This is a genomic window from Arthrobacter sp. 2RAF22 (assembly GCF_052115325.1).
Classification (GTDB): Bacteria; Actinomycetota; Actinomycetes; order Actinomycetales; family Micrococcaceae; genus Arthrobacter.
In genome coordinates this window covers 1-24486 of sequence record NZ_JBFRGL010000005.1, presented here as the reverse complement: position 1 = coordinate 24486, position 24486 = coordinate 1, and the positions used below count along the sequence as shown (strand labels likewise).

25 protein-coding genes are annotated in these 24486 nt (G+C 63.4%); 5 read left to right on the top strand and 20 right to left on the bottom strand.

Annotation, left to right across the window (positions count from 1 at the left end; all coding sequences use genetic code 11):
* Positions 1-10: 10 nt before the first annotated feature.
* Genes AB4068_RS06270 through AB4068_RS06255 form a run of 4 tightly spaced genes read right to left on the bottom strand, consistent with a single transcriptional unit; the run spans position 11 to position 3967 of the window.
* A complete protein-coding gene (locus AB4068_RS06270; RefSeq protein WP_441432945.1) occupies positions 11-1669 on the bottom strand; it encodes an AMP-binding protein in 1659 nt (552 codons plus the stop codon).
* A 40-nt stretch (positions 1670-1709) separates the two neighbouring features.
* Positions 1710-2600 carry an acyl-CoA thioesterase gene (locus AB4068_RS06265; RefSeq protein WP_059389899.1) on the bottom strand — a complete coding sequence of 297 codons (891 nt, stop codon included), beginning with the start codon at positions 2598-2600 and terminating at the stop codon, positions 1710-1712.
* A 5-nt stretch (positions 2601-2605) separates the two neighbouring features.
* Positions 2606-3088 carry a cupin domain-containing protein gene (locus tag AB4068_RS06260; protein ID WP_284991290.1) on the bottom strand — a complete coding sequence of 161 codons (483 nt, stop codon included), beginning with the start codon at positions 3086-3088 and terminating at the stop codon, positions 2606-2608.
* Positions 3089-3121: 33 nt separating this feature from the next.
* Positions 3122-3967, bottom strand: coding sequence for a fumarylacetoacetate hydrolase family protein (locus AB4068_RS06255; RefSeq protein ID WP_441432944.1), 846 nt, complete (start codon positions 3965-3967; stop codon positions 3122-3124).
* A 162-nt stretch (positions 3968-4129) separates the two neighbouring features.
* Between AB4068_RS06255 and AB4068_RS06250 the strand changes: the two genes are divergently transcribed.
* Positions 4130-4528 carry a RidA family protein gene (locus tag AB4068_RS06250; RefSeq protein WP_059389887.1) on the top strand — a complete coding sequence of 133 codons (399 nt, stop codon included), beginning with the start codon at positions 4130-4132 and terminating at the stop codon, positions 4526-4528.
* Between the two features lie 3 nt (positions 4529-4531).
* Here AB4068_RS06250 and AB4068_RS06245 read toward each other — a convergent pair whose 3' ends face one another.
* The 5 genes from AB4068_RS06245 to AB4068_RS06225 all read right to left on the bottom strand — a co-directional run bounded on the left by AB4068_RS06245 (position 4532) and on the right by AB4068_RS06225 (position 8466).
* Positions 4532-4684 carry a sigma factor-like helix-turn-helix DNA-binding protein gene (locus AB4068_RS06245; protein ID WP_172465689.1) on the bottom strand — a complete coding sequence of 51 codons (153 nt, stop codon included), beginning with the start codon at positions 4682-4684 and terminating at the stop codon, positions 4532-4534.
* A 139-nt stretch (positions 4685-4823) separates the two neighbouring features.
* Positions 4824-6110: an amidohydrolase gene (locus tag AB4068_RS06240; protein ID WP_441432943.1), complete on the bottom strand. Its 1287-nt coding sequence runs from the start codon at positions 6108-6110 to the stop codon at positions 4824-4826.
* A gap of 85 nt (positions 6111-6195) precedes the next feature.
* Entirely contained in the window at positions 6196-6888 is a 693-nt protein-coding gene (locus AB4068_RS06235) for an amino acid ABC transporter ATP-binding protein (protein WP_441432942.1), read from the bottom strand.
* Positions 6885-7808, bottom strand: coding sequence for an amino acid ABC transporter permease (locus AB4068_RS06230; RefSeq protein WP_441432941.1), 924 nt, complete (start codon positions 7806-7808; stop codon positions 6885-6887). Before AB4068_RS06230 ends, AB4068_RS06235 begins: the two co-directional genes overlap by 4 nt.
* 22 nt (positions 7809-7830) lie before the next feature.
* Entirely contained in the window at positions 7831-8466 is a 636-nt protein-coding gene (locus tag AB4068_RS06225; protein ID WP_441432940.1) for a transporter substrate-binding domain-containing protein, read from the bottom strand.
* Positions 8467-8701: 235 nt separating this feature from the next.
* Between AB4068_RS06225 and AB4068_RS06220 the strand changes: the two genes are divergently transcribed.
* Entirely contained in the window at positions 8702-8989 is a 288-nt protein-coding gene (locus tag AB4068_RS06220; protein ID WP_148667694.1) for a hypothetical protein, read from the top strand.
* A gap of 13 nt (positions 8990-9002) precedes the next feature.
* Here the strand turns inward: AB4068_RS06220 and AB4068_RS06215 are convergent, their stop codons facing one another.
* From AB4068_RS06215 to AB4068_RS06180, 8 genes are all read right to left on the bottom strand, one after another.
* Positions 9003-9878 carry a PaaX family transcriptional regulator gene (locus AB4068_RS06215; RefSeq protein WP_284991294.1) on the bottom strand — a complete coding sequence of 292 codons (876 nt, stop codon included), beginning with the start codon at positions 9876-9878 and terminating at the stop codon, positions 9003-9005.
* Positions 9879-9890: 12 nt separating this feature from the next.
* Positions 9891-10337, bottom strand: coding sequence for an acyl-CoA thioesterase (locus AB4068_RS06210; protein WP_441432939.1), 447 nt, complete (start codon positions 10335-10337; stop codon positions 9891-9893).
* A 123-nt stretch (positions 10338-10460) separates the two neighbouring features.
* Entirely contained in the window at positions 10461-11156 is a 696-nt protein-coding gene (locus AB4068_RS06205) for a GntR family transcriptional regulator (RefSeq protein WP_059389893.1), read from the bottom strand.
* Positions 11153-11932, bottom strand: coding sequence for an amino acid ABC transporter ATP-binding protein (locus tag AB4068_RS06200; protein ID WP_059389894.1), 780 nt, complete (start codon positions 11930-11932; stop codon positions 11153-11155). The genes AB4068_RS06205 and AB4068_RS06200 overlap by 4 nt, the downstream gene beginning before the upstream one ends.
* Positions 11929-12915 (bottom strand): amino acid ABC transporter permease, encoded by a 987-nt coding sequence (locus AB4068_RS06195; protein WP_441432938.1) that lies wholly within the window; start codon positions 12913-12915, stop codon positions 11929-11931. The genes AB4068_RS06200 and AB4068_RS06195 overlap by 4 nt, the downstream gene beginning before the upstream one ends.
* Before the next feature lie 101 nt (positions 12916-13016).
* A complete protein-coding gene (locus AB4068_RS06190; RefSeq protein ID WP_284991296.1) occupies positions 13017-13937 on the bottom strand; it encodes an ABC transporter substrate-binding protein in 921 nt (306 codons plus the stop codon).
* Between the two features lie 111 nt (positions 13938-14048).
* Positions 14049-15743, bottom strand: a complete 1695-nt coding sequence (locus AB4068_RS06185) for an amidohydrolase family protein (RefSeq protein WP_441432937.1) — start codon at positions 15741-15743, stop codon at positions 14049-14051.
* 354 nt (positions 15744-16097) lie between these two features.
* Complete coding sequence (locus AB4068_RS06180) at positions 16098-19484, bottom strand: DEAD/DEAH box helicase (RefSeq protein ID WP_284991299.1); 3387 nt, start codon at positions 19482-19484, stop codon at positions 16098-16100.
* Between the two features lie 167 nt (positions 19485-19651).
* Here AB4068_RS06180 and AB4068_RS06175 point away from each other — a divergent pair, with 167 nt between their 5' ends.
* Positions 19652-20500: a DMP19 family protein gene (locus AB4068_RS06175; protein ID WP_307054931.1), complete on the top strand. Its 849-nt coding sequence runs from the start codon at positions 19652-19654 to the stop codon at positions 20498-20500.
* 164 nt (positions 20501-20664) lie between these two features.
* Here the strand turns inward: AB4068_RS06175 and AB4068_RS06170 are convergent, their stop codons facing one another.
* Positions 20665-21237: a COG4315 family predicted lipoprotein gene (locus tag AB4068_RS06170; RefSeq protein ID WP_441432936.1), complete on the bottom strand. Its 573-nt coding sequence runs from the start codon at positions 21235-21237 to the stop codon at positions 20665-20667.
* Positions 21238-21391: 154 nt separating this feature from the next.
* Between AB4068_RS06170 and AB4068_RS06165 the strand changes: the two genes are divergently transcribed.
* A complete protein-coding gene (locus AB4068_RS06165; RefSeq protein ID WP_059389901.1) occupies positions 21392-21892 on the top strand; it encodes a sigma-70 family RNA polymerase sigma factor in 501 nt (166 codons plus the stop codon).
* Entirely contained in the window at positions 21889-22596 is a 708-nt protein-coding gene (locus AB4068_RS06160; RefSeq protein ID WP_441432935.1) for an anti-sigma factor family protein, read from the top strand. Before AB4068_RS06165 ends, AB4068_RS06160 begins: the two co-directional genes overlap by 4 nt.
* A 28-nt stretch (positions 22597-22624) precedes the next feature.
* Here the strand turns inward: AB4068_RS06160 and AB4068_RS06155 are convergent, their stop codons facing one another.
* Both AB4068_RS06155 and lipA read right to left on the bottom strand, forming a co-directional pair.
* Positions 22625-23437 carry a methylenetetrahydrofolate reductase gene (locus AB4068_RS06155; protein ID WP_441432934.1) on the bottom strand — a complete coding sequence of 271 codons (813 nt, stop codon included), beginning with the start codon at positions 23435-23437 and terminating at the stop codon, positions 22625-22627.
* A gap of 16 nt (positions 23438-23453) precedes the next feature.
* Positions 23454-24479, bottom strand: a complete 1026-nt coding sequence (lipA, locus tag AB4068_RS06150) for a lipoyl synthase (protein ID WP_441432993.1) — start codon at positions 24477-24479, stop codon at positions 23454-23456.
* Between the last annotated feature and the right edge of the window lie 7 nt (positions 24480-24486).

Below are 24486 nucleotides of genomic sequence, written 5' to 3'. Positions count from 1 at the left end.
TTGCTCCTTTTCAGGCCTGGCCGAGGCCTGCGCCGGCAAGTTGTTCGGGGTCGTTGTTGATGCGGTCGCGCAGCTTGAAATGCTGCAGTTTGCCGCTGGGGTTGCGGGGAAGCTCGTCGACGAACCGGATGTCCCGCGGGTACTTGTAGGGGGCGATCGTCCGTTTGACGAAGTCCTGGATTTCCTTGCGCTTCGCGTCATCGCCTGTGACACCTTCGCGCAGGACGATGAACGCGCAGACGACGCTGCCGCGTGCTTCGTCGGGGCGGCCGATGACGGCGTTCTCCACCACGTCGGGGTGCAGGTCGATGGCTGTCTCCACCTCTGGCGCGCCGATGTTGTAGCCGGAGGAAACGATCATGTTGTCCGAGCGGGCCTGGTAGGTGAAGTACCCGTCCTCGTCTTTCGTGAAGGTATCGCCGGTGACGTTCCAGCCGTTGACCACATAATTTGCTTGCCGGGGGTCGTCCAGGTAGCGGCATCCAGTGGGGCCGATGACCGCGAGCCGGCCAAGCTGCCCGGGTCCGAGTTCCAGACCCTCGTCATCGAGGATGGTTGCCCTGTACCCTGGCACTGCCCGTCCGGTGGTGCCGGGCCGGATGTCATCGCCCGCGGCGGAGATGAAGACGTGGAGCATTTCCGTGGCTCCGATGCCGTTGATGAGCCGGAGGCCTGTGGCCTCCCGAACTGCCTCCCACGTTTCCTTGGGTAGGTGTTCGCCGGCGGAAACCGCAATGCGCAGTCCGCTAAGCAGCTCGCCGCGCTTTTCCTTGAGGATGGCGCGGTACGCAGTGGGCGCGGTGAAAAGGATAGTGGCGCCGGCAGCGGCTGCACTCTCGGCAAGTTCAACCGGGGTAGCCCGTTCGGTCAACAACGACGATGCGCCGAAGCGCAGCGGGAAGACCACCAGCCCGCCGAGGCCGAAGGTGAAGGCGAGGGGCGGCGAACCGGCAAACACGTCGTCTGCGGTTGGCTGCAGGATGTGGCGGGCAAAAGTGTCGGCGTTCGCGAGGATGTCCCGGTGGAAATGCATTGTGATCTTGGGCGTGCCCGTGGTGCCCGACGTCGGGCCGAGCAGCGCGACGTCGTCGGCGGCCGTGGGCACGGCAGTGAATTCGCCGCTCTTGGCGGCGCAGCGGGACGTGAGGTCGCCGGCGTCGTCGGATCCGTAGGAGAGGACAACGGTGTCCTCGCCTGCGGCCGCGGCCAGTTCGTCCATGAATCGGTGGTCGGAGATCGCCACAGCCGGACGCGTGAGGCTGATGAGGGTGCCGACCTCGCTTGAGCGCAGCATCGGCATGGTGGTAACCACCACGGCCCCGGCTTTGAGCACGCCGAGCCAGGCAGCAACGATCCAGGGGTTGTTCGGTCCGCGAAGCATGACGCGGTTACCGGGCACCACCCCGAGGTCCTCGGTAAGGACCTGGGCCACCTGGTTGGCGCGCTGCTGCAATTCGCCGTAAGTCCAGACCGTACCGTCCGGGGTACGCAGGGCGGGCCGCGCGGCACCGTGGTTTGCGACGGCGTGGTCAATGAGTACCGCCGCGGCGTTGAGCCGCTCGGGGTACTGGAGTTCCGGCAGGGTGAATTCGAGCGTCGGCCATGTGCCCGCCGGTGGCAAATGGTCGTGGGTGAAGGTGTCCACGTGGGCTGATCTCAACATCGTCATGGCCACTCCTTTCAGTAATACGCGGATAAGTCGGGTGTGTTCAGGAGCCGGCGCGGATCATGCCCTCTTGGGCCACCGTCGCCAGCAGGCGTCCTTGCCTGTCGAAGAAGCGGCCCATGGCAAGCCCGCGGTTGCTCTGCCCGGATACTGCTTCCTGGGCGTAAAGGACCCAGCCGTCGGCGCGGCCGGCCCGGTGGAACCACATGGAGTGGTCCAGGCTGGCCGTGGCGAGTCCGGGACTGGACCAGTGGAGTCCGTTCACCCGGAGCAGGGGCTCCAGGATGGTGTAGTCGCAGACATATGCCAGTGCCGCCCGGTGCAGATCGGCGGTCGCGTGTTCGTTGCCGGCGTCAGGCAATTGCTCGAAGGCCTTGACCCAGATCGCCTGGTGCGGCACGGAATCGCCTTCCACCTGCAGATATACCGGGCTGGGAATATGCCGCATGTCGAAGCTTCGCTTCGAAGACCAGTATTCGGCGGCCAGCCCCTCGACCCCTTGGAGCACCTCGGCGGCACTGCGGAGGGATTCGGGCTCGACGGCGGATGGCGCCTCAGGCTGGAAGTCCGGGCCGTCTTCGGGCACTTGGAAGGAGCCCATCGCCGCGTAAACGGTCTTGCCGTTCTGGTAGCCCCGTACGCTGCGGGTCGAGTATCCACGGCCGTCGCGGAGGCGTTCGACCTCGTAGCGGACGGTGGCCCCGATCTCCACGGGGCGCATGAAGTAGCTGTGCATGGAATGCAGCGAGCGGTCGTCGTCGACCGAGCGCATCATCGCTGCCGCGGCCTGGGCCACCATGTCTCCGCCGTAGGCTTTGGGCCACGGGACGTACTGCGAGGTGGCTTCGTAGGCTTCGTCGTGGATCTGGGCGTGGACGGCCGTCAGCTCGATGGCCTTGAGGAATGTCTCCGACGTCAAGGTTCCGGTGGACATGTCCATCAGGCCCTGCGGAAGTCTGCGAGGGTCTCGTCGGCAACGTCGTCAAGGTTGACCACGAGGTTCTCCGGGGTGCGCGCGGTCAGCCATACGAGTTCTTCGGTGATGGACATGTTGGCCTCGACGTGCGGCATGAACGGCGGGACGAATACCCAGTCGCCGGTCTTCATGTCTAGGAACTCGGAGTAGTTTTCGCCGAAGTAGATGCGTCCGTGGCCGCGGAGCACGTAGCCGCCGGTTTCCGCTTCGCCGTGGTGGTGCGGCAGGGAGCGGTAGCCGGGAACGTTGGAGACCTGCCCGAACCAGATCTTGGTGGCCGGCGTGTGCTGGATGCTGACGCCGGAGACGCGGATGCAGTCGCCGGACTGGGCGGTGTTGGTGTCCTCTTCACCCGCGCGGGTGACGACGGGTACCACTTTGCCGTCCGGCTGGGCGTAGATGGAGTTGTCGCCTTCGAGGCGGTAATCGGTTGCGGTTGGGTTCATGGTGGTCACTCCTTTGAAGTGGTTGGTATTGGCCTAGGCGATGGCGGGGACGGGTGCGTGGATCCGGAAATTGTTTTCCAGCCGTCCGATCCCGTCGATTTCGGTGGTGAGGACGTCGCCGTCGTTCAGGAAGCGCGGCGGTGTCATACCCATCCCCACTCCGCCGGGCGTACCGGTCAGGACAAGGTCGCCTGGGCGCAGGGTAGTGAAATGGGAAATGTAGGAGAGCAGGCGTGCCGGGCCGAACACCAAGGTGCTGGTGTTGCCGTGCTGCACGAGTTCGCCGTTGACGTAGCCGCGGACCTCGAAGTCGCCGTCGGCCTCGTCCGCGGTCAGCATGACTGGCCCCACCGGTGTCGTTCGGTCGAACGCCTTGCCCTGGAACCACTGCAGCGTGCGGTTCTGCCAATCCCGCATGGAGACGTCGTTGGCGATTGTGTATCCGGCAATAGCCTTCCGCGCTTCGTCTTCGTCCGCGCCGAAGAGTTCGGAGCCGACGACGACGGCCAACTCGGCCTCCCAGTCGACGCGGCTGCTGCCGTGGATGTGGATGGTGTCGGCCGGGCCCGTGAGGGTGTCCGCGTACTTGGCGAAGAGCGTGGGGTATTCGGGAAGATCGCGGCCCATCTCCTGGATGTGGTCGCCATAGTTCAGTCCGCAGCAGATGACTTTGCCTGCCCGCGGAAGCAGCGGAGCGAAGTCGGGGTCAGCGATGGCGTTGCCTCCGGCGGCCACGGCTTTCTCCACGATGGTTCGCCACTGCGGCTGGGCAAGAAGCGCCCCGACGTCGGTGACCGGCAGCGCGAGGTAAGAGTTGGCGCCCGTGGCGAGTGCCGCCGTTGTGCCTCCACCGGCCGTCCGCAGGGTGGCGAGTTTCATGCGTTTTTGTCCTTCCATTGCTGCTTCTCAAAATACTGCTTCCCGAAATACATATGTCGACTTTTTTACGATCGTCACATATGCTCAACGTAGCACGGCAGGAATGATCTGCACAGAGGCTTTCCAAAAGTTTTCGCAGTTGCCACAACGAGGAGGAACAGCATGAGCCACAAGACGATCAACCCGGAGTCGCTCCCCAAGCCATCCGGGTTTGCGCACGGCATGCTCGCCGGAAACACCTTGTTCCTGGGTGGGCAGACCGCCCTGGACAAAGACATGAACATCGTTCCCGGCGGCATCGTGGAGCAGTTCACCCAGGCGTTTTCGAACGTCCTCACTACGTTGCGCGAGGCCGGCGGCCAGCCCGAGGACCTCGTCAACGTGACCATCTACCTGACCGACGTTGACGACTACACGGCCAACGGCCGCGAGATCGGAAGGATCTGGCGTGAAATGGCCGGATCCCAGTACCCCGCCATGGCCGGAATCGGCGTCACGCGGCTATGGCAGAAGGAAGCCCTCATTGAGATCCAAGGCATCGCCGTCATCCCTGGGCGCTAGGCGTTAGGCCAGCCAACCGTCTTTGCGGAGCCGGTCCTGGAGGCTGAGGACATTGCCCACGTCGATTCCCGAGGCGGCGTAGCGCTGGCGGACCCTGTGCAGGTGGGATTTGACCGTTTGTTGACTGATTCCCAGGAGCTCCGCAACTCCACGCATGCCATGGGGCCCGGGCCCAAGATCGAGGCGACGGTGTCGGCGAGTGTCCGGCCGTCGTCATTGAGTTCACCGACGACGGCGACATCGGCCGACGAGAAGGCGTCGGGACGGCAATCCCGACGCCTTCAGGCAGGTAACGCTAGAAGTCCGCTGCTTCGGCGCCCGGACCGGAAGATTCTCCGACGGTGATGAGCCGTCGTCGTTCCGTGGTGTCCAGGGCAAGGTCTATCGCTGTCCACGCCATCGCTGCCCCGCCTTCCAACGCTGCTTTGTCGGCGTCCTCGCTGGCGCACCAGCGGGCAAACTCCGGCTGGTGATTTGACGCTCCGTGGGCTTCCACCCTGATCACTGGATGAATTGACGGTATTGCCAGTGAGACGTTGGCCATGTCGGTCGAGGCGGCTTCCGACAAGCGCTTTTCCAAGGGCTCGTCATCAAAGCGGCGTCCAAGGGACTCCGCGTTCGCTTGGTAAAAACCGACCATCGGCTGATCGTTCCGGAACCCGGAAAACTCCCTTGTTTCCTCAGTGATGTGCAGGCTGGCGCCGGTCGCGACAGCTCCCGCTTCGAAACAGACAATGAGCTGCTTTTTGACCTCGGCCAGCTCCTTGACGCTGTTGGCGCGCGCATCGTAGAGCAATTCAGCGGCGCCCGGGATGCTGTTGGCCGCTTCACCTCCCTTGGTCACAATGCCGTGCACGAGCGCCCCCGGCAGAAGCTGCTGACGGAGCAAACCGATCGCAACTTGGGCCACGGTGGCGGCATCGCCGGCGTTGATTCCTTCGTGGGGTGCCGCAGCCGAATGAGCCGTGCGTCCCGTGTAGCTTGCGCGAAGCCCGACTACGGCCCGCGTGTGGTGATCCGCGTACTCCTTGGTAGCGGGATGGACCATCATGGCCGCATGTATGCCATCGAACGCGCCGGCTTCCAGCATGATGATTTTTCCGCCTCCGGCTTCCTCCGCCGGAGTGCCGAAAACCTTCACGCACACCCCAACGCTGTCAGCGACCTCGGCTAGGGCGATTGCTGCCGCGACGGAGGCGGCGGCAATCACGTTGTGCCCGCAAGCATGGCCGACTTCAGGCAGCGCATCCATCTCAGCGCAGAATGCCACGACCAATTCGCCATGACCCGAGGTTGCGACGAACGCGGTTTCGAGATCCGCTATGCCGCGTTCTATGTCGAATCCGTGCCGCTCAAGAAGATCCGTGATGGCCCGCGCCGATTCGTATTCAGCGAACGCCAGCTCCGGGTTCGCATGCAACTGATGGCTTAGTCCGACGATGTCGCGCTGTGCCCGGTGTAGTGCGTCTCTTGCGGTCCTTTTCAGCGCGATTGACGCTGTTTCCCCGCCGTATGCTTGGGGTGCCTCCTGATGGCTGTACGGGCCGAGCTTGCCCTCGGAAATGTGGTTTTTGGTGTGCATTGATACGTGATTCCCTTGGACGTGAGATGAGCTTTTGTGGTGGGCAGGCCTATAAGTAGGCCAGTGATATCGCTGGTTCCGCTCCTCAGCGCACCGAGGCGAGGAACGCCTGGGTACGTTCGTGGCGGGGGTTCCCGAGGACTTCGCGGGCCGGGCCGTCTTCGATGATCCGGCCTTGGTGCATGAAGACGTCTCCGACCAGTTCCGGGTCCAGGGCCGAGGTCGGCTCGTCAAAGAGCATGAGCTTGGGTTCCATGCATAGTGCCCTGGCGATCGCCACGCGTTGCTGCTGGCCGCCTGAGAGCTGCCGGGGGTAGGAGGAGGCCTTGTCTTCAAGGCCGACCTGGCGAAGGAGCCCCAGGGCCCGTTCCTTGATGTCGGCGTCGCGTTGTTTGAGTACTCTCCGCGGCGCTTCGAGCAGGTTTTCCATCACGGTCAGGCGCGGGAAGAGGTTGAAGTGTTGAAAGACCATTCCGATGTGGGCGCGGTCCCGGCAGACTTCGGCGTCCGTCTGCTCGTGCAGCTTGTTGCCCTTGAGTTTGTATCCGACCCTCTGGTCCTCGACCCACAGCCGGCCGCCGTTGGCCTTTTCCAGCTGGTTGATGCAACGTAGGAAGGTGCTTTTCCCGGAGCCTGAGGCCCCGATAAGGCAGACGATTTCGCCTTTCTGGACCTCGACGTCGATGCCCTTGAGGACTTCCAGATGACCGAAGTTCTTCACGAGTCCTTCTGCCCGGACCATGGGAACGGCCTGGGCGTGCAATGTCTGCGATGTCATGGTCGGGGTTCCTTTTGAGCTGCGGGGGCCGGGGTTCCCTGGAAGAGCCGGCGGATCCGGGTGAGTGTCCCTACATGGACCGTGCGGGTTGCTCCCCTGGAAGAGCGGCGTTCCAGGTAGCCCTGGCCGACGTTGCAGATGGTCGTGATGATGATGTACCAGATGCTTGCCACGAGGAGCAGCGGGATGACTTGGAAGTTCTTGGAGTAGATGATCTGGGATGAGTAGAGCAGCTCGGGCACGGCAATGACGCTTACCAGGGACGTTGCCTTCAGCATTCCGATGGCCTCGTTGCCTGTCGGAGGGATGATGACCCGCATGGCTTGGGGGAGGATGATGCGTTGCATCGCCTGGAGACGGGTCAGGCCCAGGGCGCCCGCGGCTTCGGATTGTCCGGGGTCAACGGAGAGGATGCCGGACCTGACGATTTCGGACATGTAGGCCGCTTCATTCAGGGCCAGCCCGAGGATCGCCGCCGCCATCGGGGTGATTAGTTCGTTGGCGTTCAGGGCAACACCTGGAATTCCAAAGGAAATGGAAGGGTACAGGGCGGCCAGGTTGAACCAGAACAGCAGCTGCACGAGTACCGGGGTGCCACGGAAGAAGCCCTGGTAGGCCCTGGCGATCCAGCTGATCACGGGGTTTGAGGAGATCCGCATGACGGCCAGCACGATCCCGAGTCCAACGCCCAGGACCATGCAGATTACCGTCAGTTCCAAGGTCACGCCGATGCCCTGGACAATCGCGCCGTCGCGGAAGAACAGGGCCACCTGGTCCCAGCCGAAGCGTGGATTGGTCAGGGCGGACTGGAGAAGGAGGCCGGCCAGCGTTGCACAGAGCAAAGCCCCTGTCCAACGCCCGATGTGTTTCGTCCTGACGATTCTTGGTTCGTCCAGGACCGGTGCGGCATTGCCCATCATGATGGCATCCGGGCCTTTTCGACTAGTTGCCTGCAACTTGGCCTGCCGTGACCTTGTGGTTTTCCGGCAAGCTCCACTTGCTGGTGATCGCGCTATACGCCGGGCTGTCGACCAGCTTGGTCATTGCGGCCCGCACGGCGGCTGTGAGCGGGGAATTCTTGGGCAGAGCGGCCCCGGCGATTCCCGGGCTAAGATTCGCGCCGGGAACAAGCTCGAAGGGGTCTCCGGCCAGCTTGGCCTGGCAGCTCATGGATGCGCTCTCCGACATGACGCCATCCACGCGGCCGGACCTCAGGGCGAGATTGGCGTCATTCATGGAGGGGAACAGCTGCGCGTCGATGGCGGGCTGGCCCGCGGCCACGCACTTCGCGGCAAAGTCGGGCAGTATGGTCAGTCCCTGGATAGTGCCCTTGCCGGCTGCGATCTTCTTCCCGCAGAGCGTCGTCCACTCCGTGGACAGTTTCTTTGGATTTCCGAGCGGAACCGCGATCGAGGTGCCGCCCTGTTCGTAGCTGACAAAATCGGCGTTCTTCTTGCGTTCCGTCGTTTCTATGAATCCGGAGATTCCCAGGTCATACTTACCGCTGCTGAGCCCGGGCAGGATGGTGTCGAAGGTGGCGGGCACCATCTGCGTCTTCAGTCCGAGGATTATCAACACCGGCACCATGTCAGCGAATCCGGCCAACTACACGACGCGACTGGACATGCTGGATCGCAGCTTGCTCGATCTGCTCGTCAGAAACGGCCGGCTTACGTGGATTGAGCTGGCGTAGGCGACGGATTGCAGCACGGCAACCGCGCGCCGGCGGGTCGAAAGACTGGTGGCCTCGGGTGGGGTGACTTTCCGTTGCGATATTGCACGGTCGCTGGCCGGGTGGCCCATCCAGGCCTCGTTGCTCGCCAAGGCGCCGGCCAAGGACGTCGATTTCATCTGTGAACAGCTCGCGGCCTGGCCGGCATGCCGCCTGGTCGCCGCAGTGACAGGCGAGGCCAATGTCTATGCGACTTTCTGGGTACGCAACCTCGGAGAAATCCAGCGCTTGGAGACGGCTTTGGGTTCACGGATGCCAACCATGAACGTGACCGAACGGATGGTCGCTCTGGATACGCCAAAGCGGATGGGTCACCTGTGCGACAAGGACGGGCGGCATATCGGGGTCCATCCGATCGCTCCCTGGTAGGCCGGGCAACGCGTTAGGGTGCCACCAGATCCGCATTGCCGTGGATGAGTTCGTGCGCGTGGGCCGCGGCTAGGGGTGCGGCCAGGCGATGAACCGCCTGGAACGTCTCGCGAACCGCAGGTCCGCGCCAGTCCTTCGGGAGGAATTCCAGCGGCAGGTTAGGGTCCCGGTACGGGAAGCGGCGCCACAGAGTCAGCATGGGAATGTAGTAGCGGAAAGCATCCCGGCGCAGTTCCGCGGTCGAGTTGGCCAAGGCGGCCTCGGGATCATCCCCGACCAGTCCGGCCCAAAGATTTCCGGCGCCTTCGTAGAGGTCCAGGAATTCGGCGAATTGCTCGTCGATGGCCTTCAAATCCCACCATTCGGCCACCTTCGGGGGCATGGGGCCCTCAAACAGATAGTCGCCCCGGAAGAAGTCCACAAACTGGATGAGACCCCGCGATGCAAGCCGCTCACGGGCCTGTTCAAGGACTCGGGCCGGCGCGATCCATACCCCTGAGGCCACGGATCCAAAACCGAGCCCGGACAGCTCGGAGCGTAGTTGGTGCCGACGGTTCCGCATTGATTCGGGGACGGAAAACACCGCGAGGACCCAGGCTTCCAGCTCGGTGGAGCGATCGGCTGCGAAGATCCTTCGATCGCCCTCGCGGAAGACGTCAATGACGGTGTCGGATAGTTCGTATTTGGCGACGCCGTCCAGGCGAACACTTTTCAGGACACCCTTGGCCTTCAGCCGCGAGACGGAGGAACGAACCCCGGGCGCGTCATAGCCCAGGTCGCCCAGCATTGAAATCAGCACAGAGACGGGGAGGGCATCGCCCGAACTGCGGCCATAAAGACCATAGATCGTGACGATCAGCTGCTGGTGACGTACCGGGGGAGCGGGCATGTCCATCATGGTTCAGAGCCCCGGACTGTTCGGGACCGCTACGCCAGCCGCCTGCCGGATCCGTTCCGGCCACGGCTGGGCTGAAGCTGAGCCCGCTGGCACGTGGGCAGTGGTCGATGTCCCATGTGCAGCCAGTCCGCCCGGCGAGTTTGGATGTGCGTGGCCATAGACCTCGAAGGCAAGGGTCATGGAGGTTCGCCCGAGCTTCTGGATCTTCACGGTTGCCGTCACTCGTTGGCCAAACCACAGCTTGGCCGTGTAATTGACCACTTGTTGCACTCGAGGAGCACTCGGGAAGTACTCCGGAAGCGCCAGGTTGCGGAAAAGCTCTGCCTCGGCGGCCTCGACCCAGCGCATGATTGCGGAGTTGTGTTGATGGCCCGACGCGTCGGTGTCCACCCATTCCACAGTTCTATCGATGCTTGCGTGCGTCTCTGACTGTGCTTCGGTGCCCTCCACGGTTCCCCCTTCGGCGACGCTGTATTGCTCTGGCCGCGTTCAATTGTATACATCAAATGACGGCCGTTAGGATCCCGATATGCCGAGGGGGTGATACAGGAAGCGGGAAACCGCCGGACGCCCTCAGCGCTCCCGGCGGCCGCCCGGCGTCCGGCCGTCCACGACAGCTGGAGAACGGCGGAGGGGAAGCTTCCCCTCCAACTGCGAAATGGCGGGTCCGCGGCTGTGTTCGATGTGGGCAATGGCCAGCGCGGAGGCGAGCTCGGCTTGCCCGGCGCAGATCGCCTGGCACAGTGCGCGGTGTTCCCGGCAAAGTTGCTCGGGATCCTGCTGGACGACGTTTCCGAAGAGCCACCGCATGCGGTTCGCGACCGGGCGGATCACGGTGGTCAGGAGTTCGTTGCCTGTCAGGCTGAAGATCTCGTCGTGGATGGCCACGTTGGTGCTGGCCCTGAGGTCCTCGTCGTGGTTGGATACGAGAGCCTCAGCGTCAGCGAGGACCGACAGCAGGCGATCGGGGCTGGCCCCCGCCCCCACCTGGTGGGCAGCAATGCTCGCGGCTGAAACCTCGATGCTGAGCCGGATGTCAAAGACTTCATCGACATCCTGGATCGTCATTTGCCTGACGACCGCTCCGTGACGCGGACCCGTCGTGGTGAAGCCATCTGCCTCAAGTTGCAGGAGCGCCTCCCGCACTGGGACCCGTGACACATTCAATTCAGCAGAGAGTTCCCGTTCTCGAAGCCATGTTCCCGGCGTCAGCTCGCCGCTGATGATCCGGTCCCGGATGTGGATGTACGCGGAAGCAGTCCGCGTCATCTGACGTGTCGCAGGAAATTGGCGGTGCGTTCGTGGGAAGGATTGTCCAGGACATGTGCTGCCGGTCCGGATTCGATGACCCGTCCTTCGTCCATGAATATCACCCGGTCGGCGACTTCGCGGGCGAACCCGATCTCGTGGGTGACCACAACCATGGTCATGCCCTCTTCGGCAACGCGTTTCATGACCTGAAGGACATCGCCGACCAACTCAGGGTCCAGTGCGCTGGTGGGTTCGTCAAAGAGCATCACCTCGGGTTTCATGGCCAGGGACCGGGCGATGGCAACGCGCTGCTGCTGACCGCCGGAAAGTTGCGCCGGGTAGGACCCGGCCTTGTCTTTCAGACCGACCTTCCCCAAGGCGTCCAGTCCTTGCTCCCTGGCCTCGGCTTTGGACAGCCCGAGCACCCGTCGCGGGCCATAACTGACGTTCTCCAGTGCTGTCATGTGCGTGAAAAGGTTGAAGTGCTGGAACACCATCCCTATCCGCCGTCGCATTCTGGCCGATTCCCGTTCGGTGCGTTCGAACAACTGTCCTTTGTGAACCTTGTATCCGACGCGGTCTCCGCCGATTTCAACGGTCCCGGACTCAATGGCCTCCAGACCGTTGATGCAGCGAAGTAGCGTGCTCTTTCCGGAGCCTGAAGGGCCAAGGACACAAACGATTTCACCGGATGCCACGGCGATGTTCACGCCGCGAAGGATGTGGTTCTTGCCAAGCCATTTGTGGACGCCGTCGATCACCATGAGTGGTACCTGTGCTGGAGCAATGGTCATGGCTGGGCTGCCTTTCGGGAAAGATCGGAGCGGTTTCGCAACAGGAGATTCCTGCGGATGAGTTCCCGGAACGACCCGCCGGCTGCGGCGCCGTCGGGGTTGAACTTTTGTTCCAGGAAATACTGGCCGATGCTGGCGACGCTGACAAGGATGAGGTACCAGACCGTGGCCACAATGAGCAGCGGCACAATTTTGAAATTCTGGCCATAGATGAGCTGGGTCTGCGTCAACAGATCGCTTCCCCCGATGGCAGAAACCAAGGAGCTGGCCTTGAGGAGGCCGATGAACTGATTTCCCGTCGGAGGAATGATGACCCGGATGGTCTGCGGTAGCACGATCCTTCGCAAAGCCTGTCCCCGAGTCAAGCCGATGCTGAGGCCGGCGTCCGTCTGCCCCTTGCTGACTGACAGAATGCCGCCACGGATGATTTCAGCCATGTAGCCCGATTCGGCCAGGGACAGTGCGCAGAGACCCGCGGTGAATCCAGAGATCAGCTGGTTGGTGTCGGCGCCGAGGATCTTCGGGAAGAGCACCGCCAGGTTGAACCAGATGAGGATCTGGACCAGGAGCGGCACCCCGCGGAAGAACCACACGTAGACCCGGCCAACAATCGCCGCGAGCCGGTTCCGGCTCTGGCACATGAGGGCCACGCCGAAAGCCAGGACCACCGAGATCAACATGCTGAAGACCGAAAGTTCCAGCGTGACTGCGATGCCTTTGAAGATGACAGGGTGGAACATGAACTCGCCGACGCTGGACCAGTCCAGATTCTCATTTGCCGCCTGGGACCAGATGAAGAGCGCGGCAATCGCCACAATGACTGCCCCGCTCGCCATCTGCCCGTAGGGCTTCCGGCGCTTGGCCTGGATTCCGGCCACCTGGCCGTCCTGCACGTGTGTTGGATCAAGAACTGTGAAGGGAGGCTTCCCGACGTTGTCGTGCGTCGGTGCCACCTGGCCGTCAACGATCATGGCGGAGATCACCCGACGGCGGGAGTGTTGTTTTCGTACGCATGTGGTGTCCTTCTTTGCGGAACTGGAATCCGGAGTGCGGTCCGTCGTGGAAGACCGCACTCCGGTAATGACTAAGACGTTGCGAGATTGACGCCTGGCTTTGGCAGGTCGATCACAGTGACATCCCACTTCTTCAGGATTGCGTCGTAGCTGCCGTCAGCGTGCATGGCCTCCGTTGCCTTCAGGAAGGCATCCCGCAATTGCGGGTTCTGCTTATTGAAGATCATGCCGAGGAAGACCTTGGGCTCGAAGTTCACCGGCACTGATTCGAGCTTCCCCTGGGTTTCCCGGTTGATGACCGATACGGCCATGTCCGGCCAAAACATGGCGTCCACGCGGCCTGAAGTCAACGCCAGGTTCTTGTCGCTGCCAGTCGGGAAGGTAACGAGCTCGGGTGCAGGCTTTCCTGCAGCAGTGCAGGCTTTGGCCATGATCCCCACCAAGCGCTCGTCGTCGTTGCCCTTGACTCCGCCGATCTTGATGCCGCAACCGCCGTCGGGCTCACCCGTGATCTTCTTCGGGTTTCCCTTGGCCACCATAAAGACCGTGCCCGCAACCTGGTAGTCGACAAAGTCGACATTCTCCTGCCGGGCCTTCCGGTCGGTCATTCCGGCGATGGAGGCATCGAACTTGCCGGTCTGGACGCCGACCAGCAGCTGGTCGAAGGGCACTTTCTGGTAACTGATCTTCAGGCCGAGCTTGGCGGCCATGGCATCCATGAGGTCGATGTTGAACCCCTTGACGCCGTTTTCGCCGATGGGGGTGAAGTTGGCCGGTTCGAAATCCGGCTGGGTTCCGACCGTGATGGTGCCTTTGGCCTTGATGTCAGCTGGCACCAGGGCCGTGAGGGAAGTATCGGCGCTGTTCGTTTGGGGCGATGAGGCCTGGCCTGAACCTCCGCAGGCGGCAGTGCCGGCGAGGGTAGAGGCAAGAACCGCGGCGATCGCGACTTTTCTCCAGAGACTTGGTACCCGGGGAGCAAAGTTCTTCATTGATTTTTCTCCTACTTGTGATGAACGGGAACAAACGCGGGCAAAAGATGAAAGGAAGATCAGCCCGGACAAGCGGGCTGGGGAGAAATGCGTTGGGGGTGCCCGGAGACGCTACGAGGCGGCAGCTGGGATCAGGTCGCTGCGAGGTTCCTCGACGAAGACGCCGTCGGCGGCCATCTGGTCCCAGATGCGCTGGACTACCTTGCCTGCCTCGCGGACAAGCCTGGCCTCGTCAACCACCGCGAGTGCGCCGTTGCGGACTTGCCAGTGACCGTCCGTCATGACGTTCTTGACGGAGAGTCCGTTTGCGTACATCAGGTGATTGAGCGGTTCCCGCGGAACCGTCCCTACCCCAACCAACAGACCGCTGACATCGATGCTGGTCAGGTCAGCTTTCGCGCCGACTGCGATCCGGCCAAGGTCTTCACGTCCCAGGCCCCGGGCGCCTCCCAGCGTCGCGGCTTCCACGGCTGTCCAGATGGACGGCCGGACCATGGGTACCGGGGTTGAATCGCCGAGGAAATCCGCCCTGATCCGACCGTAGATAACAGCCATCTTGAGGTTTTCGATGTAGTCGTTCGAGTGCGTATCCAGGCCGATGCCGGAGTTGACGCCTGCTCCGAGAACTTCCGGCCAGGGCCACTGTGCGGGTGTGACACCTGCGCCGGTGCCTGAAGGACAGTTGGCGAAAGTGAAACTGGGATTGGCCAACAGCGGAAGATCGCGCTCAAAGTCGATTCCGAGAAGGTGGGCTCCAAAAACCCGTACCGAGCCGTCGAAGAGGCCAAGGCTGTGCAGCCACGGGATCTCGTCCTGGCCCCATAAGCGGTTCATTGCAGCTTTGTCCGGCTGCGGCGCCCGGCCGTACCCTGCCTGCAGGTGAATGTGGAGGCCGTGCAGCTCTTCGGCTGCAGCCTTCATTGCGGCGAACGTTTCCGGGGTGTGCACCGCGTTTGTCGCTGGCGCCATCATTGGCAGGATGCGGCCGTCGTCGACGCCGTTGATGGTCCGAGCGTAGGCGAGGTTTTCCTGGATTTCGGCCAGTGTCTCGGGCACCGAATTGAACAACTTTTGGTCGTCGTCACCGCGTTTCCAGATCGGTAGGATCCGCCTCATCCCCGGCACGGCCCCGGAAGGGTAGCCGCGGATTCCGAATTGCCGTGCGACGCGGACGTAGGACTGCATCGATCTCAAGCCCTTGGACATTTCAACCTGGGTGGTGCAGCCACCGCGGAGGATTTCTGCCAGGTTCAGGGCAGTCATGGTGTCGAGGTCTTCGTCCGGAAGATCCTCGAGCAACACCATGGCATTGAGGAATTGCCTGCCCTGGCGCAAAATGGCGCCTTTGCTCATGGGAGTGAGGTTGCCCTCGACATACCCACGCGTGGCGGCGCCGCCCGCCACGTGGCTGTGCATTGAAATCAAGCCCGGGACCAGAAGCTGCCCTTGCAGGTCGATTCGCTCGTCGGTGGTACCGGTCCAAGGGCGGACCGCCTCGATGCGGTCGCCGCGCACAACTACTTCGTGATCGCGCAGAAGGACCAACTCGCCTTGCTGATGGGCAAGAACCCAACTTGCCGCGAGGACTAGCGGGCGGTTCTGGTCACGCTGTCCGTCTGGTCCGAGGCCTCGTTGCTGCGCACTGGCAGAGTCGTGCCGGACCCGTTCAGCGAGGCCTGCAGCCTGTCCTTTCGGCACGCTTCGCTTGCCGCCAAAGAGCCCTGAGTCTTCCGCAACCGCGCCATCGTAGCCGCAGGCGTCGCAGCCCAAGCCCTTGGGGGTGGCATGTGATTCCAGCTCAACCATTGAGAATTTTCCCTCCTCGTCATGGCGCCCCGTCAACCGGGCGTCGATTTCGCTCACGGTATACCAAGCTGGAATTTGCCGTCAACGGGGATTTGGAGAGTTTCCTTTAAATACAGGAGTCTTCGTGGCACAAAATGGGCAGCGGATGGCGGATTGACGCCACTTGGCATACCAAGAAAGAAGTTTTGATGCCGGCGCGGGCACTTCGTAAACATCCGGAAAGTCATTGCCTTGAGCGTGTTTCATGACCTAGAGTCGGTGGGATGCCGTGTTTGTAACGATCGTCAAAATTTGAATACATGCTAGCGGCGACGTCGATTTTGCCGTGGTCGTTTCTCCGCCGCAGGCGCGGCCCTACTCCGCAAATAGCCCGGCCAGGTCCTCCGCCGTCAGCGCGCCACCGGCCAGGGCGTCGCCTTCCATGACATCCGCGAACAGCTGCGACTTCTTGGTCTTGAGCGCCATGACCTTTTCCTCGATGGTGTCCTTGGCCACCAATCGGTAGACCATGACGTTCCTCGCCTGCCCGATCCTGTGGGTGCGGTCCACGGCCTGTGCTTCGGAAGCTGGGTTCCACCACGGGTCCAGCAGGAACACGTAGTCGGCCTCGGTCAGGTTCAGGCCGAACCCGCCGGCCTTCAAGGAAATGAGGAACACGGGCGCTGCGCCGTTCTTGAATTCGCTCACGACGTCGGCCCGGTTCCGGGTGCTGCCGTCGAGGTAGCAATACTCGATGTCCTCCGCGTCGAGCCGCTCCCGGACCTTGCCCAGGAACCCCGTGAACTGGCTGAAGATGAGCGCCCGGTGCCCCTCGGCGACGATGTCCTCCAGCTGTTCGAACAGCACATCCAACTTGGACGAGCGCACGGCTGACAAGGACTCGTCCACCAGGGAGACGTCCAGGCTCAGCTGCCTCAGCAGGGTGAGCGACTGGAAAATGGTGAAGCGGTTCTTATTGACATCGTCGATGAGCCCAAGGATCTTCTGACGCTCCCGCTGCAAGTGGGTCTGGTACACCTTCTGGTGCCGCGGGTTGAGCACCACTTCGAGCACCTGTTCCTGCTTGGGCGGCAGGTCCTTGATGACTTGCTCTTTGGTGCGGCGCATCATCAGGGGACGGACCCGACGGCGGAGCTTGGCGAGCTGGGCCTTGTCGCCGTTCTTTTCGACCGGCTTTTGGTAGTACTCCGCGAAGCGGCGCGGGCTGGAGAAAAGTCCCGGTGCGACGATCGAGGTCAGCGCCCAGAACTCCATGAGGTTGTTCTCAAGCGGGGTTCCCGTGATGGCCAGCTTGAAGGATGCCGGGAGTTTCCGGGCGCACTGGTAGGCCTTGGACTGGTGGTTCTTGACGAACTGGGCTTCATCGAGCATCAGTCCGGCCCATTCCTTGGCGGCGTAGGCTTCGTAGTCGATCCGGAACAGCGCGTACGAGGTGATGACGACGTCGATGCCCGCCATGGATTCCTGCGGATCCGCGCCGCTCTTGGCGAAGGTCTCTCCCACGGTCTTTATGCTCAAACCGGGCGCGAAGCGCTGCACTTCCGCGGCCCAGTTACCCACGACGCTGGTGGGCGCCACCACCAGGAAGGGGGCGCTGCCGCCCGCGGTGCCTCCGGCGCCGGACTCAGCCTGCTCCTTCGCCGCGCACATCAAGGCAATCGCCTGCACTGTCTTGCCGAGGCCCATGTCGTCGGCCAGGACGCCACCCAGGCTGTGGCGGTAGAGGAAACTCAGCCAGTTGAATCCCTCCAACTGGTACGGGCGCAGCTCGGCATCGAGCGAGCCCGGCAGCGGCAGCCCGGTCACGCCGTCGTCGAGCAATCCGCCCACGGCCTCCCGCCATGCTGCCGCCTGCTCGTCGACGATCCCCAATTGCGCGAGCTCATCCCAGAGCCCGGCCTGGAAACGGCTGATCTGCAGGGTGCCGTGCCGGTCCGGGTTGTCCTGCAAGGACCTGGCCTCGTCGATCAGCGCGCGGAGTTGGTGCAGTTCGGGCAGGTCCAGCGAGAAGTAGGCGCCGCTCGGCAGCAACATCCGGCTCTGGCCGGCCGCGAGGGCGGAAAACACGGCCGCGAAGGACACGGGTTCGCCCTCGAGCGTGATGACGATGCCAAGATCGAACCAGTCGCGGCTGTCGGTTGCCTTGGTCGAAATGGAGACGACGGGAGCCTCGGTGGCCTCGCGGTAGTCGGCGATCTCGCCGGAGGTGTCCACGACGACGTCGGGCAGCTCGCGGAGCCGGGGCAGCACCTCCTCGGTGAAGGCCAGGGTGTCCAGCCCATCCAGCGCCACCGAGGCCGCGAGGCGTGGAGCCCCCCATCCGCCGCTCGACGATTCGCCCAGCGCGGCAACCACCTCCCAAGGCCGGCCCAGGGTCTCCAGGATCCGGGCTTCTTCGGCGTCGTCGCGATAGCCGTGGTCGTCAGGGTGCCGCCAGAGGGGTTGGGCAGTCACGAGCTTGCCGGCTTTATAGTGCCATTCCCAGTGCAGCCGCACGCGGTGGTCGGAGCCGTAGTTCGCCAGCAAGGACAGCGTGGGCACGGCGAGGACCGGCAACTCGACGGAATGGTCCGCTGCCGTGACCCGCGTGGACTGCTTGAGTTTCGGATAGAACGCCGTGAGGAATCGTTCTTCGTCCTTCGCCGGGATCTGGAGCCGGGACGCGCCCATGACGAAATCGAGGAGTTCCTGCGACTCGCCGCCCTCCAAAGGGGCCAGCGTGATGAGGTTAGCGGGGGCCGAAACGCCGGGCAAGTGCCCCTCGCCGGGACCCGTGAAGAACAATCCATGCGCCGGGCGGCCGATCAAGCCCAAGGCCGCCGGATCAAGGGCGTCCCCGCCCAAGGTCACCGACGGCGACAGCTGCAGTCCGTCGTCGGGCCGGCTAAGGTCAAGCCCGACGACGGCGGGCTCCGCGGCAATGCGGACCGGCTCGGTCCCGCCGGAGTGGATGAGCGAAACCCCGACCTTCGAGGCTTCGGCGAGCAGGCTCCACAGGTTCTTGCCGGCGAATTCGTTGAGCAGCATCCACATGCTGGAAGTGAGCTGCCGGTAGTCCGCGGTGGAATGCGCGGCGAGGAAGTTCTGCATCCAGTCGATATGGGCTTCGTTGAATTCGCGCTTGTAGCCGAGGTAGTTCAGGTTGGTCCAGGAGACGTCGCCCCGGATCCACTTGCCCTTGGCTCCCATCATCACTGGGCGGGCCTTGAGCTGGCGCACGCTGCGGAGAGGATCGCGCCGGCCTGTGTAGGAGAAGTGCGGGGCCGGTTCTTCCACTTCGAAGGCCAGTGCCAAGGGGAGGCCCTGGCCTTGCGGTGCGGTCCCCGGGGTGGCGATGAGCTTGCTGAGCGCCTGTTCCCAGGCCGGCCGCTGCACGATTCCCCCCGTTTGGGCCGTCTGTCCGAACGCGGGCGCGCTGAGCAGCTGTGCCCGCACTGCGGGATGGTCTTCGGCGGCGAAGAGAAGGGCGGCCACGTGTTTGCAGTCCTTGCGGACGGGGCAACTGCACACGCCCACGGTGCAGCTCCAGCCTCCGGGCTTGCGGACCAGCTTGGCCGACGTCGAATACGGTGACGGGCCGCTGCCCCTGACCTTGCCCATCATCAGGCCCGTGGCGGAGTCGAAGGTGATGCCGCTGACCCGGCTTCCCATGGCATAGGCGAGGCCGGCCGCGAGGGAGCGGTCGTTAATGGCGGGTGTCTGAATCGCCAGTTCCCAGGAATCGTCTGAGTGGGAAGGCATTCGTTAAGGCTACTTTCGGCAGGAGGCTATCTATGAATCCTAGGGCCCACGCAGCAGCCCTGAAACTTTGCCCGACGTTCACCTCTGCCTAGCTTGCCCGACAACCGCCCCCGCGTACGTTGAAAGGGTCCGGAGCAGCACAAGCTTCCCAGCAGTGAGGAAATCCCATGACCAGCAATGAGAACCCCGTCGTTCTGACGAAGGACAGCATCGAGGCCGACAACGCAGAAGTTGTGGACGCGAACGTCACCGTGGTCAACGAGATGTACGAGGAGCTCCTCAACCACGAGGAAATCGCTACCAACGCCCTGCGCAGCTACTTTGTGGACTACTACCTGACACAGGCACTCGCGGGCGGTTTCGCCCAGTACGTCTTCACGGTCCCGGAGCGCGAAGAGGTGGATGCGTTTGTCCGCGAAGGCCTTGAAGGAATGGGCGCCAAGGGCCACCTCGAGCTGTTCAACCGCACCGCAGCAGCTTTCGACGCGCTGTCCGAGGAGGACGCCGAGGCCTACCTGGACGGCGACCTTGACGAGTCCGAGGTGGCACCGGAAGCCGTTGCCGAGCTCGAGGCCCTCGACGGCGAATTCGAATCCCTCCTGGAGACCGAAGACATCATCGAACTCAACGCAGCGTGGCTCCGCAGCCAGGACGGTGTGCTCTACCTCGACGAGGAGCAGCTCGAGGCACACATCGCCGACCGTGTAGCCCTCATCCCGAACCTCGAAGAGCGCCAGGCCGAGGCGGCCGAAGCCGAACTCGAGAACGCCCCCGAATTCGAGCTCATCATCCGCGAACTGTGCGATGTTGCCGGCTACCGGCTGGAGAAGATCACCATGGGCGATCCCAACTACGAGCACGACGGCGAGACGATCCTCGCCTGGCACTTTGCCACGGACCACGGCAACTACATCATGATCGAAGAGGACGACGAAGCCTTCATGATCCACCCCGAGACGAAGGAAATCATCGCCGCGGTGGAGTTCGAGGACGCTGAAGCGTTCGAAGACGCCTAAGACGCCTAAGACGCCTAAGACGCCCGCTCACTTTTAGGGCATCTGGGGCGGACGCCCGCTCACTTTTGAGGCCTTTTGGACAAACGCTCGCTCAGATCTTCCGGCCGGTCCGGAAAGATCTGAGCGAGCGTTTGCCGTTTGGGGTGCAAACGTGAGCGACGGTTTCAGTAGCCCATGCTGCTCCCGCTTGGGGTGCTGCTGCTTGGGGTGCTGCTTGGGGTGCTGCTCGGGGTCAACATGGAACCGGACGGGCTGACCATGAACCACACGCCACCCACGCCTTGTCCGTAGGTGTCACTGGAGTCTTCATCCTTGGAGTAGAAGTAGATGGGCATCCCGTTGATGGTGATCTGCATCTTGCCGTCTGCCGTGGGGATGGTGCCGATGGTTCCGGTCACCCCGTCAACCGTCGGTTTGGCCGACGTCGTTGTCACTGCCGGCCAGTTGGTGGCACAGCCGCCGGTGCAGGCGCTCTTGCCGGAATCCTTGACGTCCTTCGCGAAGACGTAGACGCTCTTGCCGTTCGCCGCGACCACTCTCTCGCCGACGCTCGACGACGCCGTCTTCAGTTCCGCCGCGCCAGCAGGAGTGCTCGACGCCGGAGCGCTTGAACTCGACGCCGCGGGGCTGGGACTGGTGGCGCTCGAAGATGACGACGCGCCGGGGCTTCCTCCACAGCCAGTGAGGGCGATGGCCAGAGCAAGGATGCCGAGCCCGGTGCCGAGTTGCTTCTTCATGGTTTGCTCCTTCGGGTCGACCGGCCGTGGACGTGCCGGAAGCTAACCCGTACGACGCCGTCGGGTGAAGAATGGTTCAGGGGGCTTGAACCTTTTTCGTGGCGGGCACGTCGTATCGCAGGAGAAGGGGAAGCCGAGCACCAAGGAGGCGCCGATGCCGCTCGACGAGGATGTAGTGGCCGCGATCTACCGCGACCACGGCACGGCCCTGCGCCGCTTCGTGCTGAGCTGCACGCCGGACGCGCACTTGGCTGAGGACGTAGTCCAGGAAACCATCCTTCGCGTGTGGCAGCACGCCCCGCAGATCACGGGCAGCCTGCGCAGCTATTTGTTCCGCACTGCCCGCAACGTCATCATCGACAACTACCGCAAGGCCCAGCGGCGCCCGGCAGAGGCTGCCGAACGCGACATGGCGGATCCGGAGGAGGCCACCGAACGGGTGGACGAGCTCCTCAACCGGGTTCTCATGGAGGAGGCGCTCCTGAGGCTCAGCACCGAACACCGGGAGGTCCTGGTAGCACTGCATTATGAACGTTTCACGGTGAACGAGGCCGCGTTGAGGCTCAACATCCCCAGCGGCACAGTGAAGTCCCGGGCCTTCTACGCCGTGAGGGCGCTCCGCACGATTCTCGACGAAATGGGGGTGCAGCGGTGAACGAAACCGGACTTCACCAATTGCTGGGCGCCTACTTGCTCGGCGGACTCGAGCCTGCCGAGGCCCGGATTTTCGAGGAGCACTTGGCGAGCTGCGCTGACTGCCGGCTCGAGTTGGGCGAGCTGGAGAGCCTCCCTGCCCTCCTCGACGCCGTCCCCGTGCCCGACGCCGTCGCGCTCGCCGCCGGGCGCCCCGCCGTCGAGCCCTCTACCGCTGCCCCTTCCGACGCCCGCCCACTTACAGGGGCTTTCGCGGAAACGCTCCCGCAGCCGATCCTCCTGAAGATGGCGGCACGGCGGCGGAAATCCCGACGCCGGTGGGCGGCCCTGGTGGGTGCCGTCGCCGCGGCGTGCCTTGGCTTGGGCATACTGGCAGGGCCCGTGTTGAACCAGCCACCCAAGCCTGACGCCAGTTACTCCGTGCAGACAGACAATGGCCTGCAGCTCACCGTGGGGCTCGTCAGGAAGGCGTGGGGGACCGAGCTTCAGCTGGAAGGCCGCAGCATGCCGGCGCAAGGCACGATGTACCTGTGGGTCAAGGGCCGCGACGGCACGGAGGAAATGGCGTGCGGATGGACCGCGACGTCCAGTGGCCACATCAAGGTCACGGGTGCGACGCCGGTCCAGCTCGCCGGGATTTCGGGCGTGGAACTGCGCGATGACAACCAAAAGACGGTCGCGGCGATTTCGGTCCCGGGGAGCTAGGGGTCCCCAGGACCTAGGCGGTGCCAGATTACGCGGATGCTGCCTCGCTGGCCTCAGGATCGGGGAGGTCGCTTCGTTCCCAGATGGGCATGTCCAGTCGGTTGAAGCTGTAAAGATGGATTCCCGAGATGCCATCCGGGTGCGCCATGATCTCGGAAACGAGGCCTTCCGGTGAGTACTTGTCCCCGCCTAGAAGCTTCCGGGCAAGGGTTCCTTTATTGCTGAGGAACTTCAGGGACGTCCCGACGCCGATCTGGGCTGCCAGGGCCAGCAGTTTGGTCCGGGGAACGGCCCCGGCCACGCCTGCCCACACCGGCAGCTCGACGCCTTCCCGGCGCAGGAGTGCTGCGTAGTCGAGGATCGTCGGGGCGGAGAAGCACATTTGCGTGACAACGTGCGTGGCCAGATGTTGTTTGGCCAGCAGGGCATCCAGCAAGTCGAGGCCGCTCATGGAAGGATGTCCCTCGGGGTAACCTGCGATGCCCGCCGTGATGCTTCCGCCGGAGTACTCGGCGATGTCTGCCAAGAGGGGGAGGCTCGATCGGTAGGGGCCGGAACCTTGCGGCCCGTCGCCACCGATGGCGAAGACCTCCCTAATCCCGGCGGCCTCGCAGTCCCGGAGGATACCGGAGAGTTGCGCACGGTGCTCCAGCCCGCGTGCCGAGAGGTGCGGAATCACGGTGTAGCCGAGGAGGCTGAGCTTGACGGAAGCCTCCATGGTCCGCTCGATGCCGTGATGGGGCAGGCAGGTAACGGTGAGCGTTGTGGAAAGCGGCACCGCCGCCTGGACTTTCTCAACGATTCCGGCTGAGGGAATGATTTCAATCCGGGTGGGGAACATGCTGGCTCCTTGCCGATCAGGCCGTGGCGTGGTGTGCGAGGAGGGTGCGGGCTTCCTGGCGGGTGGTGCCGGAGTCCTGGATGCCTTCGGCGATGTGGGCCAGATGAGCGGGGATCTCGCGGCCTTTTTTGCGCATCGCGGTGGCCCAGAGGCGACCGGCGCGGTAGGAGGAGCGGACCAGCGGGCCGGACATGACGCCGAGGAAGCCGATTTCCTCGGCTTCGGTGGCGAGCTCGACGAATTCCTGGGGTTTGACCCAGCGGTCCACGGGCAGGTGCCGTTCGGAGGGGCGCAGGTACTGGGTGATGGTGATCAGGTCGCAGCCCGCGGCGTGCAGGTCGGTCAGGGCTTCGGAGATCTCTTCCCGGGTTTCGCCCATGCCCAGGATCAGGTTGGATTTGGTGACCATGCCGTGGGCCCGGCCCTGGGTGATGACGTCCAGGGAGCGGTCGTAGCGGAACGCGGGGCGGATGCGCTTGAAGATCCGGGGCACGGTTTCGACGTTGTGCGCGAAGACTTCGGGGGCGGAGTCGCAGATCGCGCTGATGTGKTCGGGTTTGCCGGAGAARTCGGGGATGAGCAGTTCGACGCCGGTGCCGGGGTTCAGTTCGTGGATCTTGCGGACGGTTTCGGCGTAGAGCCAGACGCCTTCGTCTGCCAGGTCGTCGCGGGCGACGCCGGTCACGGTGGCGTAGCGCAGGTTCATGGCCTGGACGGAGCGGGCGACCTTGGTGGGTTCGAACATGTCMACGGGRGAGGGTTTGCCGGTGTCGATCTGGCAGAAGTCGCAGCGGCGGGTGCATTCGGAGCCGCCGATCAGGAAGGTCGCTTCCTTGTCTTCCCAGCACTCGAAGATGTTCGGGCAGCCGGCTTCCTCGCAGACGGTGTGCAGGCCTTCTTTTTTCACGAGGTTCTTCAGGCCCACGAATTCCGGGCCCATCTGGACCTTGGCCTTGATCCACTCGGGCTTGCGTTCGACCGGGACGGCTTTGTTGCGCTGTTCAACGCGCAGCAGCTTACGGCCTTCAGGTGCCAGGGTCACAGGGTCA

Bases quoted from the DNA above. Each gene is read 5' to 3' on its own strand.
- AB4068_RS06270 (WP_441432945.1), bottom strand. From the start codon at position 1,669: ATGACGATGTTGAGATCAGCCCACGTGGACACCTTCACCCACGACCAT.
- AB4068_RS06265 (WP_059389899.1), bottom strand. From the start codon at position 2,600: ATGTCCACCGGAACCTTGACGTCGGAGACATTCCTCAAGGCCATCGAG.
- AB4068_RS06260 (WP_284991290.1), bottom strand. From the start codon at position 3,088: ATGAACCCAACCGCAACCGATTACCGCCTCGAAGGCGACAACTCCATC.
- AB4068_RS06255 (WP_441432944.1), bottom strand. From the start codon at position 3,967: ATGAAACTCGCCACCCTGCGGACGGCCGGTGGAGGCACAACGGCGGCA.
- AB4068_RS06250 (WP_059389887.1), top strand. From the start codon at position 4,130: ATGAGCCACAAGACGATCAACCCGGAGTCGCTCCCCAAGCCATCCGGG.
- AB4068_RS06245 (WP_172465689.1), bottom strand. From the start codon at position 4,684: ATGCGTGGAGTTGCGGAGCTCCTGGGAATCAGTCAACAAACGGTCAAA.
- AB4068_RS06240 (WP_441432943.1), bottom strand. From the start codon at position 6,110: ATGCACACCAAAAACCACATTTCCGAGGGCAAGCTCGGCCCGTACAGC.
- AB4068_RS06235 (WP_441432942.1), bottom strand. From the start codon at position 6,888: ATGACATCGCAGACATTGCACGCCCAGGCCGTTCCCATGGTCCGGGCA.
- AB4068_RS06230 (WP_441432941.1), bottom strand. From the start codon at position 7,808: ATGATGGGCAATGCCGCACCGGTCCTGGACGAACCAAGAATCGTCAGG.
- AB4068_RS06215 (WP_284991294.1), bottom strand. From the start codon at position 9,878: ATGCCCGCTCCCCCGGTACGTCACCAGCAGCTGATCGTCACGATCTAT.
- AB4068_RS06205 (WP_059389893.1), bottom strand. From the start codon at position 11,156: ATGACGCGGACTGCTTCCGCGTACATCCACATCCGGGACCGGATCATC.
- AB4068_RS06200 (WP_059389894.1), bottom strand. From the start codon at position 11,932: ATGACCATTGCTCCAGCACAGGTACCACTCATGGTGATCGACGGCGTC.
- AB4068_RS06190 (WP_284991296.1), bottom strand. From the start codon at position 13,937: ATGAAGAACTTTGCTCCCCGGGTACCAAGTCTCTGGAGAAAAGTCGCG.
- AB4068_RS06185 (WP_441432937.1), bottom strand. From the start codon at position 15,743: ATGGTTGAGCTGGAATCACATGCCACCCCCAAGGGCTTGGGCTGCGAC.
- AB4068_RS06180 (WP_284991299.1), bottom strand. From the start codon at position 19,484: ATGCCTTCCCACTCAGACGATTCCTGGGAACTGGCGATTCAGACACCC.
- AB4068_RS06175 (WP_307054931.1), top strand. From the start codon at position 19,652: ATGACCAGCAATGAGAACCCCGTCGTTCTGACGAAGGACAGCATCGAG.
- AB4068_RS06170 (WP_441432936.1), bottom strand. From the start codon at position 21,237: ATGAAGAAGCAACTCGGCACCGGGCTCGGCATCCTTGCTCTGGCCATC.
- AB4068_RS06165 (WP_059389901.1), top strand. From the start codon at position 21,392: ATGCCGCTCGACGAGGATGTAGTGGCCGCGATCTACCGCGACCACGGC.
- AB4068_RS06155 (WP_441432934.1), bottom strand. From the start codon at position 23,437: ATGTTCCCCACCCGGATTGAAATCATTCCCTCAGCCGGAATCGTTGAG.